Raw genomic sequence first — 12,141 nt, forward strand, 5'->3', positions numbered from 1 at the left:
CGACATCCGGCACCGAGGGGGAGAGTGGACGCGACGGCGGGAGTCGAACCCGCAACGCGATCGGGTATGAGCCGATGACCGGGACCGCCCGGACGCCGCGATGATGCCTCGACGCTATGCGCTGCGGGTGCAGCCGTCGAGGATGTGACGGTCCGTTTCACGAGACGGCGCCGCACGGTCGCCGCCCGTTCACCGCGAGCGCACCCGCGGGCGCTGCGCCGACCGACGCGGACGAGAGTCGCCGCCGCAGCTGGGCGACGAGCTGCGCCAGCCACGTGCTCGTGGGGGCGAGGCCGGGGGAGAGGGCCACGCGGATGTTGCCGGCGGCGAGGCGGCTTCCGCGCCTCCGCGCCTCGCGGAGGCGAGCGCCGGGCACCGGCAGGTAGCGCAGCACCGGCCCGGCGGGTTGCTCCGACCACACCGAGAAGGTCGCGAAGTGGCGGCCATCCCCCGACGTGTCGAGCACGAGAATCTCGTGCGCGGGCATCGTCTGCGCCAGCGCGGCCGACAGTCGCGCGCCGAGGTCACGATCGTCGTCGCCGGCGGGAAGGAGCAGCGAGACGACAGGGGTGCGGCGCGAGTCCGCGTGACGCCAGCGTCCGGTGGCCTCCGCGGAGAGGGCGCAGGCGGACGAGCTCGATTCGGTCATGAGACGACGGTAGGCAAGCCGATGCCGCGGACGGATCCGCCGATCGGCTCGATCCCGTACGACCGCCGTATGACATCCTGCTCGCCCGGAGGCGACGGATCCGTCACCTCGGAGCGACGCGCGCTCACGGCCGGGGCGGTGGCGGGGGAGCGGCGAGGGCCTGCAGCATCCGCGTCAGTGCCTCGCGCATCTCCGCGCGATGCGGCTCGGGGAGGTCGGTCGTGTACGGCACCCCGGCGGGCACCCACGACATGCCGTACATCGTCTCGCGCCAGTCGGATCCGCCGACCGGCCAGCGCGTGCGCTCGTCGTCCTCGGCGGTCGCGCCCTGGCCCCACTGCCCGAAGAGCGCGCGCATGTCCTCGAGGGGAAGCTCCATGACGATGTCGGCCTCGACCGGCTGACGCACCCACGACCGCGCCACGAGGATGAACTCGTCGACCTGCTCCTGGCTGAGCTCGCGCGGGGCGAACAGCACCCTGGTGTGCTCGATCCCCGACAGCCGATCGACGCGGAACGTGCGCCAATCGTCGCGATCCAGGTCCCAGCACAGCAGATACCAGTGCCGGTCGGCGGGGGAGAGGGTGTGCGGCTCGACCCGGCGATGGGTCGACTCACCGGAAGCGGATGTGTACGTGAAGCGCACGCGCTCGGAATCGCGGCAGGCCAGGGCGAGCTCGCCGAGCACCTCGGTGGATGCGGCCTCGCCCCCGCCGACGCCCACCGGCCGCACCGCGTCGGCGAGGGCCGCGACGCGCCGGCGGACGGCGGTGGGCAGCACCTGGTCGAGCTTGGCGAGGGCGGTCAGTGCCGTCTCCGCCCCGCCCACGAGGCGCTGGGATGCGGCGATCCGCAGTCCGATCGCCATCGCCACGGCCTCCTCATCCGTCAACAGCAGCGGCGGCACGGCGCTGCCGGCTTCGAGCCGGTAGCCGCCCGCGGCGCCCGGCGTGGACTCGATGCGGTAGCCCAGCTCCCGCAGGCGGTCGACGTCGCGCCGCACCGTGCGCTCCGTCACGCCGAGGCGCGCGGCCAGCTCGGGGCCCGGCCAGTGCCGGTGCGTCTGGAGGAGGTTGAGCAGCGAGAGTGCGCGACTGGTGGTGTCGGACATGCGCACACTCTGCCATTCATCGCGGACATCATGTGTCCGCATCCGCTCCTACCCTCTCGGCATGGCGAACGAACCCATCCTCGAAGCGCAGGGACTGACCAAGCGCTTCACCGTCAAGAAGAAGACCGTCGAGGCGGTCACCGACCTCACCTTCCAGGTCGCCGCCGGCGAACTGGTCGCCTTCCTCGGGCCCAACGGCGCGGGCAAGTCCACGAGTCTGCGCATGCTCACGACCCTCCTTCCGCCCACCGCCGGTACGGCGCGCGTGGTCGGCCGCGACATCCTGCGCGACCCGGCGGGCGTCCGCGCGCGTATCGGCTACGTCGGCCAGCTCACCAGTGGCAGCTTCTCCCAGCGCGTGCGCGACGAGCTGCTCAGCCAGGGCGCGTTCTACGGCATGTCACGGGCGGCATCGGTGTCGCGGGCGGACGACCTCATCGCCTCGCTGGATCTGACCCCGTTCGCGACGCGCGCGGTGCAGCAGCTGTCCGGCGGGCAGAAGCGGCGCCTCGACATCGCCCTGGGCCTCATGCACGCCCCGCCGCTGCTGTTCCTCGACGAGCCCTCGACCGGCCTGGATCCGCAGAGCCGCGCGAACCTGTGGCAGCACATCCTCGACCTGCGCGTCTCGCACGGCACGACGGTGTTCCTCACGACGCATTACCTCGAAGAGGCCGACCGCTATGCCGAGCGCGTGATGGTGATGGACCGCGGACGCGTCATCGCCGATGACACCGCCGCGCGGCTGAAGGCCGAGCTCGCCGGCGACCTCATGACGCTCGGCTTCGGCTCCGCGGCGGACGCCGACGCCGCGCTCGCCGTCGTGGGACGACTGACCGACCGCGAAGTGCGGCGGGAGGGCGGCGCATCCCTCACCCTCACCGCCCCGGAGGGCGACACGCTGCTGCCGGCGGCCATCCGGGCGCTGGATGCGGCGGGACTCGCGGTCACGCGGGCCACGGGCGTCCCGCCCACCCTCGACGACGTCTTCCTCGCCCTCACCGGGCGCACCCTGCGCGAAGCCGGCGAGGGCGAGCACGCCGAGGAGACCGAATCCGCGGATGCGCCGGCCGCACCCGCCCAGCCGACAGGAGCATCCCGATGACCGCATCCGCCTCGCAGACCGCCGTGCGCGGCAACGCCGCACGCGACACGTGGCACGTGCTCACGCGCGAGCTCAAACCCGTCGTGCGCGATCCGTTCACCCTCATCTTCAGCCTCGTGCAGCCGCTGGTGTTTCTGGGGCTCTTCGCCCCGCTGCTGATCGGCAGCTCCGGGGCTCCCGCGTCGGAGACCCTGCAGTGGTTCGTGCCCGGCGTGCTCGTCATGATCGTGCTCTTCGGCACGGGCGCGACGGGGTCGAACCTGCAGTATGAGATGATGACCGGCTCCCACGAGCGCACGCTGGTCGCACCCCTCGTGCGGTCGTCGCTCCTGGTGGGCCGCGCGCTCAAGGAGATCGTGCCGATCCTCGTGCAGTCGCTTCTCATCGTGCTGATCGCGTGGCCGTTCGGGTTCTCGATCCACCCCGCCGGGCTCGTTCTCGGGCTCGCGCTGCTGGCCGTCTTCGGGGTGGGCCTGGGGTCGCTGTCGTACGCCCTTGCCCTGGCGACGAAGGATCGCGAGTGGCTGTTCTGGGGTGTGCAGCAGACGCTCATCTTCCCCCTGCTGATCCTGTCGGGGATGCTCCTGCCCCTGGATGCGGCACCCTCCTGGATGCGCGTGGTGGCCGCGGTGAACCCGATCAACTGGGTCGTGCAGGGCGAGCGCGCGCTGTTCGCAGGCGACCTCGGCGCCTCGGCCGTGGCGTGGGGATGGGTGTCGGCGCTCGTGCTCGCGGCGGTGGGGCTGCTCGTCGGAATCCGGGCGATGCGACGCTCGCACTGACCCCTCCCGAACCCCCGTCCGGGACGGACAAAAGCAGGGGTGCAAGGGCGCTAGCGTTAGGGGATGGCGACGGCGACGCGGAACGGGGTTCTGGCGGTGGTCGTCGCCGTCCTGCTGCTGCTGAGCGGGGTCGCCGTGGCGTTCGGCGTGGACGCCTCGCTCGCCGCCGACGGAACACCCGATGCGGTTCCCGTCCCCGGCCTCGCCGATCCCACCCTGGTGTGGATGGCGCGCGTGCTGCTCGTGCTCTCGGTGGCGTGGGTCGTGATCGGCATGGTCTCGGCCCGCACCCGGCTGGTGCGCCGGCCGGGAGCTGCCGGCGCGCGCGCCGCATGGCTGGCCTCCACGCGCCCGTGGCGTGCGCGGGAATCGACGCTCGGGATGCTGCCGCTGGACCGCTGGCTCATGATCCTGGTGCCCGGAGCGCTGCTGGTGGCCACGCGGGCGGTGCAGACCGCGCTGCTGGGCTGGGTGGATCTCCTCGTGGCGCTGGGCGGATGGCTCGTTTTCGCGACTGTCGTGCGGCTGCTCATCCGGCAGAGGTCGCCGTGGCCGGTGATCGCCGCCGTGGGCGGCGTCGTCGTGCTGCGATGCGTGCTCGCCTTGGTCGCGGTGTCGATCGCCGGTCCCGCTGCATTCTGGTCGTCGTTCTGGACCGACGCCGCGGTGCGCTGGGCGTACCTCGTGCCATCGGTGGCCCTGGCGCTGTGGGCGTTCGTGGCGGCGGTGTGGGCCCTCGTGGCGCAGTTCGGCCGCCGACAGGCGTGGGGCATGGTGCTCGCCGGCCTCGGTGCCGGACTCGCTGTTCCATCCGCGTTCATCGGGATCGCAGGCATGCGGGCCGTGGCTGACGCGTGGAGCGGACAGCTCCCCGGCATCCGCCCCGACGTCGCCGCCGTCCTGGGCGACGCATCCGGCGCGTGGTGGGCGGTGGCGGTGGGCGTGCTGATGCTGGTCGTCGGACTCGCCCTGCGCCTCGTACGGGCGCGCGACGCCGATCCGGCAAGTCCCTGGCGCTGAGCTGCCGGGCCGGGCATACACTGACGCCACTGTGAGGTATGCGATCCCGGAAGGGGATGTCATGAGCGACGCCACCACCGCGGTGCCCGAACGGCGCCTGCTGTCCAGCTTCACCCAGTACCCCGACGCGCAGGCCACCGTCGACCGGCTCTCCGACGCCGGATTCCCCGTCGAGCGGGTGTCGATCGTGGGCCACAACGTCCGCATCGTCGAGCAGGTCACCGGCCGGATGACCAACGGACGCGCCGCCGGCTACGGCGCCGCCACCGGAGCGTGGTTCGGTCTGCTGATCGGACTGCTGTTCGGACTCCTCGCCCCGCCGCTGACGTGGCTGTGGCTCCTGCTGTGGGGCCTCGTGCTGGGCGCCATCTGGGGCGCGGTGTTCGGGTTCATCGGGCACTGGATCACGCGCGGCCGCCGCGACTTCGCATCCACGCAGAAGCTCGAGGCCGAGCGGTGGGACGTCATGGTCGACGCCGACCAGCTGCTGAAGGCCCAGTCCACGCTCGGCGCACCGCCCGCCGCCGCCCCCGCCGCATCCGCGCCGCCCGCACCCGCCGCCGCTCCGGCAGGTCCGGCCTCCGCTCCCGCGGCGCCGCCTTCCGCTCCCACGGCGCCGCAGACTCCTCCGCCGCCGGCCGGACCGCCGGCCTCCTGAGGCGCGCCGTCGCGCCGACCCATGAGCCGGGCGTGCCCAGGTTCGCCGCCTGTGCGGTCCGGGCACCGGGCTGGCTGTCAGGGCCCCCGCCTAGACTGAACGGGCCATGACCGACGCATCCACGCCCCTCATCGTCGGCGGCGATCGCGGTCCGCAGTTCGGTGTGGAACCACCGCGCGCGGACGACGATCTGCTCGCCGGGCTCAACCCGCCCCAGCGTGAGGCCGTGACCTATCGCGGCCCGGCGCTGCTCATCGTCGCGGGCGCCGGCTCCGGAAAGACCAGCGTGCTCACCCGCCGCATCGCGTCGCTCCTGCGCAGCGGTGAGGCGTGGCCGAGCCAGATCCTCGCCATCACGTTCACCAACAAGGCCGCCGGCGAGATGCGCGAGCGCGTCCGGCAGCTGATCGGCGACCGCGCCGAGGGCATGTGGATCTCCACGTTCCACTCCGCGTGCGTGCGCATCCTGCGCCGGGAGGCGCAGCAGTTCGGGTTCACCAAGGCCTTCACGATCTACGACTCCGGCGACTCCCGCGCACTCATCAAGCGCCTCGTCAAGGAGCACCAGGGGGATGCGTTCGGCCTCACCCCCGCCGGCACGCAGAGCCGCATCTCCAAGCTCAAGAACGAGCTCGCCGACGCGGAGTCGTACGCGCGTCAGGCGAACATGAGCGACCCCGTCGAGCGGGTCTTCGTGGAGATCTTCTCCGCGTACCAGCGGGCGCTGCAGCGGGCGAACGCGTTCGACTTCGACGACCTCATCGGCCAGACGGTGTACCTGTTCCGGGCGTTCCCGCACGTCGCCGACGTGTATCGCCGCCGGTTCCGCCACATCCTCGTCGACGAGTACCAGGACACCAACCACGCCCAGTACGCGCTCATCCACGAGCTGACCCGGCCGATCGGATCCGACGCCGGACCCATCGCCTCCAGCGGCGGGATGATGATCTTCGACGCCGACCCGGCCGACGATCCGGCCAAGGCGCCGGCGTCGCTGACCGTCGTCGGCGACTCGGATCAGTCGATCTACGCGTTCCGCGGCGCCGACATCCGCAACATCAGCGAGTTCGAGCGCGACTATCCCGGCGCCAAGGTCGTGCTGCTCGAGCAGAACTACCGCTCGACGCAGAACATCCTCTCCGCCGCCAACGCCGTCATCAGCAACAACTTCGACCGCAAGGAGAAGCGGCTGTGGACCGACGTGGGCGCCGGTGACCCCATCATCGGGTTCACCGGGTACTCGCAGCACGACGAGGCGCAGTTCGTCGCCGACGAGATCGAGGCGCTGCGCAAGGGCGGCGTCGACTACAGCCAGATGGCCGTGTTCTACCGGACGAACTCCCAGTCGCGTGCGCTGGAGGAGATCTTCATCCGCTCCGCGATCCCGTACAAGATCATGGGCGGCACGAAGTTCTACGAGCGGGCCGAGATCAAGGACGCCATGGCGTACCTCGTGGCCGTGGCCAACCCCGCCGACGAGATGGCGGTGCGCCGCATCCTGAACCGGCCCCGACGCGGCATCGGTGACGTGACCGAGACGGCGATCGCGCGGTACGCCGCCGACGAGCAGATCACGTTCCGCGACGCGCTGGCCAACGCCTCCGCACTGGGCGTGGGGCCCAAGCTCCAGCAGGCGATCGCGCACCTGGACGCGGTCCTCGCCGAAGCGCGGGAGATCATGCTGCCCGCCTCCGGTGAGCTGGCGCCGCCCACGGCCGTCGCCGAGGGGCTCACGCTGCTGCTGAACAAGAGCGGCTACTTCGACGCGCTGCGCGCCAGCCGTGACCCGCAGGACGAGGCACGACTGGAGAACCTCGACGAACTCATCGCGGTGACCCGCGAATTCGCCCGCAACAATCCCGAGGGCACGGTCGTGGACTTCCTCACGGAGGTCGCCCTCGTCTCCGACGCCGACGACCTCGAGGATGCCTCGGGCTCGGTGTCGCTCATGACGCTGCACACCGCGAAGGGCCTGGAGTACGACGCGGTCTTCCTCACCGGCGTCGAGGAGGACCTCCTCCCGCACCGCATCTCGGCGGGGGAGCCCGGCGGTCCGCAGGAGGAGCGCCGGCTGTTCTACGTCGGCATCACGCGCGCCCGCAAGCGCCTGTACCTCTCCCTCGCGATGACGCGCGCGCAGTTCGGCGAGGTCTCCGTGGCCATGCCGAGCCGCTTCCTGCAGGAGATCCCGGCCGACCTGGTGGACTGGCGGCAGTCGCCGGGAGATGTGAATTCACGCGGCGGAATGCAGTCGCGGGCGCTTAATGCGCGTCCGCGGCGCCCCGGGCAGGGACGCTACGGCGACGACCTCGTGCCGAAGTCGTCGGCGATCGACAAATTCCCCAACCGCATCCCGGCGAAGGTGCGCGACAACGGCGACATGGAGCTGGCCCCGGGTGACCGCATCCGCCACGACGACTTCGGCGAGGGCCAGGTCGACGCCATCACCGGCGAGGGCGCCAAGCGCGTCGCGCACGTGCGGTTCGAGAAGGTGGGCGCCAAGAAGCTGCTCGTGAAGATCGCCCCGATCACCAAGCTCTGACGCCACCGCGCCGCGGTGGTTAGGCTGGCGGGGATGGCTCTCTTCTCCCGCCGAAAGAACTCCCCGCCCGCCGACGTGCCCGACGAGGGGATCGAACCCGGCGAGCAGCCGGTCGATCCCGAGCGCGAGGGCGGGAATTCTCCGGCCGAGGCCGACGCGCCGCAGGCGCCGGCGGTGGGGATCTCCGTCTCTTCGTTCCGCGGAATGGGCGCCGGCGCCGGTGCACCGACCGCGGCACCCGTGAGCGGCGCCGACGATCCGGGGGAAGGCGCGTCAGCCCCGGAGGGTGCGCCGGCAGCGGCTGCAGCATCCGGTTCCGCCGCACCGGACGCACCGCGCCGACTCCCGCCCCGACGGCCCGTGCCGGCTGAGGCGCCCGAGCCCACCTCCACCGTCCCGGGGCTCCGCGACAACACGTTGCTCGTCCAGGCGCTGGCCGGGCTCTCATCCAAGCCCACCGGCCCGGAGCTGATGAACGTCGTGCGACAGCTGCTGCAGGGGCACCTGTTCCTGCGTGTGCAGGGCGACGCGCGCGAGCTGCTGTCGGCGGGCAAGTCGCTGCCGCTGTCGGTCGCGGCGGTCGGAGACGACCGCTACGTGCTGGCCTACAGCGGCGGGGCGGCGCTCCAGGCGAGCGTCCGCGCCGACGGCGACGTGAAGACCTCCGCGATGGGTCAACCCGTCCTCGCCGTGCTGCGTCACGTCCTCTCCGGCGATTTCGCCGGGCTCATTCTCGACAACACCTCCGCGCCGGCGCGCGCGGTGCTGCCCACCGCGGTGCTCCAGCGCGCCGTGGACGATGCCGACGAGGCGCTGCGCATCAAGACGCTGCTGAGCGCGCCGCGCACCGACGCGACCGCGAGCGAGGTCGTCCTCGCCATGACGGAGGCGCCGCTGTGGGTCGCCGTGCAGCGCACCCAGGAGGGTGGCCCCTTCGGCGTCGCCGAAACGCGCACCGCCGAGGGCGAGCGCTACCTCGAGGTGTTCTCGCACCCGCTGGAATCCGTCGCCCTGAACCGGGGTGACGCGGCCGCGCCGATCCCGCCGGCACGTCTGGCGACGGCTCTGGCCCGCGATCCGCAGCTGACGGGCGTGCTGGTGAACCCGGCCGGCCCCTGGATCCGCCTCAGCCGCGCCGACCTGGCCCCACTCCTCGCCCTCGCCGAGTAGCTCCCACCCGAACGCGGCACTGCGGAGGCTGTCGGATGCGGTGGGCTCCCGCTAGCGTCGGAGCATGGCGTCACCGCGCATCACGCTGACCGTTCCCGGACCGCACGGCGACCGCGAGGTCGGCATCTCCAACCCCGACCGCGTCCTGTGGCCCGAGCAGGGCATCACCAAACGCGAGCTGGCGGAGTACTTCATCGCCGTCGCCGAGCCGTTCCTCGCCGCCAACGGGAACCGGCCGGTGTCGCTGGAGCGCTTCCCCGACGGCATCGACGGGGAGAGCTTCTTCTCCAAGAACCCGCCCAAGGGCGCGCCCGACTACGTCGAAGCCGTGACCGTGACGTACAACAGCGGCCGGAAGCATCCGCAGCTCGTGGTCACCGAGATCGCCTCCGCCGTGTGGGCGGCGCAGATGAACACCATCGTCTTCCACCCGTGGGCCTCGCTCGCCGGCGACCCCGACAACCCCGTGGAGCTGCGCATCGACCTCGACCCGCAGCCAGGCACGGGGTTCGCCGAGGCCGTGACCGCCGCGCACGCCCTGCGCGAGGTGCTGCGCGAGGCGGAGCTCGAGCCCTGGATCAAGACGAGCGGCAACCGCGGCCTGCACGTGTTCTGCCCGATCGAGCCGACGCACGAATTCCTCGACGTGCGGCACGCCGTCATCGCGGCGTCGCGCGAACTGGAACGGCGCATGCCCGACCGCGTCACGACCGCGTGGTGGAAGGAGGAGCGCGGCGAACGCATCTTCCTCGACTTCAACCAGGCCAACCGCGACCGCACGATGGCCGGGGCCTACTCGCCGCGGCAGTCGCCGGGAGCCACCGTGTCGACGCCGGTGTCGTGGGACGAGCTGGATGCGGTGGATCCCTCTGCTTTCACGGTCCGCACGGTCCCCGAGCGCCTCGCCACGGTCGGCGACCCGTGGGCGGGCCTCCTCGAGCGGCCCGGCCGCATCGACACGCTCCTGGAGTGGTGGCAGCGCGACCTCGACGACGGGCTGGGTGAACTGCCGTTCCCGCCGGACTTCCCGAAGATGCCCGGCGAGCCCCCGCGCGTGCAGCCCAGCCGCCTCAACCCGGAGAACTGGCCGAAGGAGTAGCCGGACCTGGCGCATCGGGCTCCCCGCACGCGAGACTGGACACGTGCAGCTCCCCGTCATGCCGCCCGTCGCCCCGATGCTGGCGAAGTCCGTCTCGGACATCCCCGACCTCGGGCACACCGAGCCGAAGTGGGACGGGTTCCGCACGATCGTCTTCCGCGACGGCGACCAGGTGATCCTTGGCAGCCGGAACGAGCGGCCGATGACCCGCTACTTCCCCGAGCTGATCGAGGCGATCCGAGCCAACACCCCGCCGCGGTGCGTCATCGACGGGGAGATCGTCGTGGTCACCGGCGACCGTCTCGACTTCGAGGCGCTGCAGCAGCGGGTGCATCCCGCCGATAGCCGCGTCCGCATGCTCGCCGAACAGACCCCGGCCTCCTTCATCGCCTTCGACCTGCTCGCGCTCGGCGACGCCGACCTCATGGACCGCCCGTTCGCCGAACGTCGCGCCGGGCTCGTCGAGGCGCTGGCGGATGCTGCCGCCCCCGTCTTCGTCACCCCCGCCACCGGCGACATGGCCCGGGCGCGCGAGTGGTTCGACATGTTCGAGGGTGCGGGCCTCGACGGCGTCGTCGCCAAGCCGCTGACGGGCACGTACCAGCCCAACAAGCGGACGATGTTCAAGATCAAGCACGAGCGGACGGCCGACTGCGTCGTCGCCGGCTTCCGCTGGCACAAGACCGGCGACGTCGTCGGCTCTCTGCTCCTCGGCCTCTACAACGACTCCGGGCAACTGCAGCACGTCGGGGTGACCGCATCCTTCTCGATGGCTCGGCGCAAGAGCCTCCTGGACGAACTCGCGCCCTACCGAGACGTCGACCTCGACGCGCACCCGTGGGGCGGGTGGGCCGCGCAGGGCGACCGGCCCGACCTGCCGGGCGCGGGCAGCAGATGGAACGCCGGCAAGAGCCTGTCGTTCGAGCCGCTGCGCCCCGAGCTCGTCGTCGAGGTCGCGTACGACCACATGGAGGGCGACCGCTTCCGCCACATCCCCAGCTTCCGCCGCTGGCGCCCAGACCGTGATCCGCGCTCGTGCACGTTCGACCAGCTCGAAGAAGCCGCGGACTTCCGGTTCTCGGCCATCTTCCCCGAAGAGGGAGGTCCCTCGTGACCACACCCGCCCCGCGGTCGCAGCAGGCTCTCGCCGAGCGGATCCGCGTCCTCCTGACCGCCTACCCGGATGTGCGCGAGGTGCGCATGTTCGGCGGTCTGTCGTTCATGGTGAACGAACGGATGGCCGTGGCCGCTGGCCGCGTCGGAGACCTGCTCGTGCGCGTGAATCCTGCCGACTACGACGCCCTGCTCGAGGACGGCGGCGTTCCCGCGTTCATGGGCAAAGACCGGCCGATGGGGCCGGGATGGCTCAGCGTGCCCTCCGAGCGCGTCCAGGACGAGTCCGACCTCGCGCACTGGCTCGACGTCGGCATCCACTCCGGCGACGCGAAGGCCTGACCGGTTGCCGGGACGTGCGGGCATGCGCCAGGTCGTCTTCCTCCGCAACGTGAACCAGGGCCAGCGCGGGCACCCCTCCACCGCTGACATCCTCTCCGCGTTCGCCGACGCGGGGTACCCGGATGCCGCGACCTACCGCAGCAACGGCACGGTCGTCGTCGACGCGGAGATCGACGACGAGGGTGTGGCCGACGTGGTGGCGGCGCTCGCGGTGCGCAGTGGGGAGGAGCGCTCCGCCCTGCGCCTGCCGATGGCGGAACTCTCCGTCATCGTGCGCCGCTTCGGGGATGAACCGGCTCGCCGGGAGCTCACCGTGCACGCGGCGGGCGCCGTCGCCGCCGACGATCCGCGACTGAGAAGCGACGCCGAGCGGTGGGGATGCCGCGTGCTGGGCGCCGGCGACGGGTGGGTGGTCTCCGCCCACGACCGCGACGAGGGGGTCAGCGCCACGCCCGCGCTGGAGCAGTTCACCGGCATGCCGGCGACGTCGCGCGGTCTGCGCACGATCGTCGGCCTGGTGAACCGGTTCGGCGACTGACAGGCCGGGGAT

12 protein-coding genes and 1 tRNA gene are annotated in these 12,141 nt (G+C 71.9%); 10 read left to right on the forward strand and 3 right to left on the reverse strand.

Annotation, left to right across the window (positions count from 1 at the left end; all coding sequences use genetic code 11):
• Nucleotides 1–25 precede the first annotated feature (25 nt).
• The 3 genes from E4K62_RS18650 to E4K62_RS03910 form a co-directional block, all read right to left on the reverse strand.
• Nucleotides 26–100: transfer RNA gene (locus E4K62_RS18650), tRNA-Met, on the reverse strand.
• Between the two features lie 57 nt (nucleotides 101–157).
• On the reverse strand, nucleotides 158–649 hold the full coding sequence (locus E4K62_RS03905) for a hypothetical protein (RefSeq protein WP_135063759.1): 492 nt from the start codon (nucleotides 647–649) through the stop codon (nucleotides 158–160).
• Between the two features lie 124 nt (nucleotides 650–773).
• A complete protein-coding gene (locus E4K62_RS03910) occupies nucleotides 774–1,760 on the reverse strand; it encodes a helix-turn-helix transcriptional regulator (RefSeq protein WP_135063762.1) in 987 nt (328 codons plus the stop codon).
• Between the two features lie 61 nt (nucleotides 1,761–1,821).
• Between E4K62_RS03910 and E4K62_RS03915 the strand changes: the two genes are divergently transcribed.
• The 10 genes from E4K62_RS03915 to E4K62_RS03960 all read left to right on the forward strand — a co-directional run bounded on the left by E4K62_RS03915 (nucleotide 1,822) and on the right by E4K62_RS03960 (nucleotide 12,129).
• The gene (locus E4K62_RS03915; protein WP_135063765.1) at nucleotides 1,822–2,865 is read left to right on the forward strand and encodes an ABC transporter ATP-binding protein; all 1,044 of its coding nucleotides are present in this window, start codon (nucleotides 1,822–1,824) and stop codon (nucleotides 2,863–2,865) included.
• Nucleotides 2,862–3,647, forward strand: a complete 786-nt coding sequence (locus E4K62_RS03920; RefSeq protein WP_135063768.1) for an ABC transporter permease — start codon at nucleotides 2,862–2,864, stop codon at nucleotides 3,645–3,647. Before E4K62_RS03915 ends, E4K62_RS03920 begins: the two co-directional genes overlap by 4 nt.
• Nucleotides 3,648–3,710: 63 nt before the next feature.
• A complete protein-coding gene (locus tag E4K62_RS03925) occupies nucleotides 3,711–4,667 on the forward strand; it encodes a hypothetical protein (protein WP_135063771.1) in 957 nt (318 codons plus the stop codon).
• A gap of 61 nt (nucleotides 4,668–4,728) precedes the next feature.
• Nucleotides 4,729–5,325: a general stress protein gene (locus tag E4K62_RS03930; RefSeq protein ID WP_240742809.1), complete on the forward strand. Its 597-nt coding sequence runs from the start codon at nucleotides 4,729–4,731 to the stop codon at nucleotides 5,323–5,325.
• Between the two features lie 106 nt (nucleotides 5,326–5,431).
• Nucleotides 5,432–7,867, forward strand: a complete 2,436-nt coding sequence (locus E4K62_RS03935) for an ATP-dependent helicase (RefSeq protein ID WP_135063774.1) — start codon at nucleotides 5,432–5,434, stop codon at nucleotides 7,865–7,867.
• Nucleotides 7,868–7,900: 33 nt separating this feature from the next.
• Complete coding sequence (locus tag E4K62_RS03940) at nucleotides 7,901–9,037, forward strand: SseB family protein (RefSeq protein WP_135063777.1); 1,137 nt, start codon at nucleotides 7,901–7,903, stop codon at nucleotides 9,035–9,037.
• A gap of 64 nt (nucleotides 9,038–9,101) precedes the next feature.
• On the forward strand, nucleotides 9,102–10,136 hold the full coding sequence (gene ligD, locus E4K62_RS03945) for a non-homologous end-joining DNA ligase (protein WP_135063780.1): 1,035 nt from the start codon (nucleotides 9,102–9,104) through the stop codon (nucleotides 10,134–10,136).
• A 43-nt stretch (nucleotides 10,137–10,179) separates the two neighbouring features.
• Complete coding sequence (locus tag E4K62_RS03950) at nucleotides 10,180–11,250, forward strand: ATP-dependent DNA ligase (protein ID WP_135063784.1); 1,071 nt, start codon at nucleotides 10,180–10,182, stop codon at nucleotides 11,248–11,250.
• Nucleotides 11,247–11,591: a TfoX/Sxy family protein gene (locus E4K62_RS03955; protein ID WP_240742810.1), complete on the forward strand. Its 345-nt coding sequence runs from the start codon at nucleotides 11,247–11,249 to the stop codon at nucleotides 11,589–11,591. The genes E4K62_RS03950 and E4K62_RS03955 overlap by 4 nt, the downstream gene beginning before the upstream one ends.
• A 22-nt stretch (nucleotides 11,592–11,613) precedes the next feature.
• Nucleotides 11,614–12,129, forward strand: a complete 516-nt coding sequence (locus E4K62_RS03960) for a DUF1697 domain-containing protein (RefSeq protein ID WP_135063787.1) — start codon at nucleotides 11,614–11,616, stop codon at nucleotides 12,127–12,129.
• Nucleotides 12,130–12,141 lie beyond the last annotated feature (12 nt).

The organism is Microbacterium wangchenii, assembly GCF_004564355.1.
Lineage (GTDB): Bacteria > Actinomycetota > Actinomycetes > Actinomycetales > Microbacteriaceae > Microbacterium > Microbacterium wangchenii.

Excerpts from the sequence above, each read along its gene's own strand:
- E4K62_RS03905 (WP_135063759.1), bottom strand. The coding sequence starts at position 649 with ATGACCGAATCGAGCTCGTCCGCCTGCGCCCTCTCCGCGGAGGCCACC.
- E4K62_RS03910 (WP_135063762.1), bottom strand. The coding sequence starts at position 1,760 with ATGTCCGACACCACCAGTCGCGCACTCTCGCTGCTCAACCTCCTCCAG.
- E4K62_RS03915 (WP_135063765.1), top strand. The coding sequence starts at position 1,822 with ATGGCGAACGAACCCATCCTCGAAGCGCAGGGACTGACCAAGCGCTTC.
- E4K62_RS03920 (WP_135063768.1), top strand. The coding sequence starts at position 2,862 with ATGACCGCATCCGCCTCGCAGACCGCCGTGCGCGGCAACGCCGCACGC.
- E4K62_RS03925 (WP_135063771.1), top strand. The coding sequence starts at position 3,711 with ATGGCGACGGCGACGCGGAACGGGGTTCTGGCGGTGGTCGTCGCCGTC.
- E4K62_RS03930 (WP_240742809.1), top strand. The coding sequence starts at position 4,729 with ATGAGCGACGCCACCACCGCGGTGCCCGAACGGCGCCTGCTGTCCAGC.
- E4K62_RS03935 (WP_135063774.1), top strand. The coding sequence starts at position 5,432 with ATGACCGACGCATCCACGCCCCTCATCGTCGGCGGCGATCGCGGTCCG.
- E4K62_RS03940 (WP_135063777.1), top strand. The coding sequence starts at position 7,901 with ATGGCTCTCTTCTCCCGCCGAAAGAACTCCCCGCCCGCCGACGTGCCC.
- ligD (WP_135063780.1), top strand. The coding sequence starts at position 9,102 with ATGGCGTCACCGCGCATCACGCTGACCGTTCCCGGACCGCACGGCGAC.
- E4K62_RS03960 (WP_135063787.1), top strand. The coding sequence starts at position 11,614 with ATGCGCCAGGTCGTCTTCCTCCGCAACGTGAACCAGGGCCAGCGCGGG.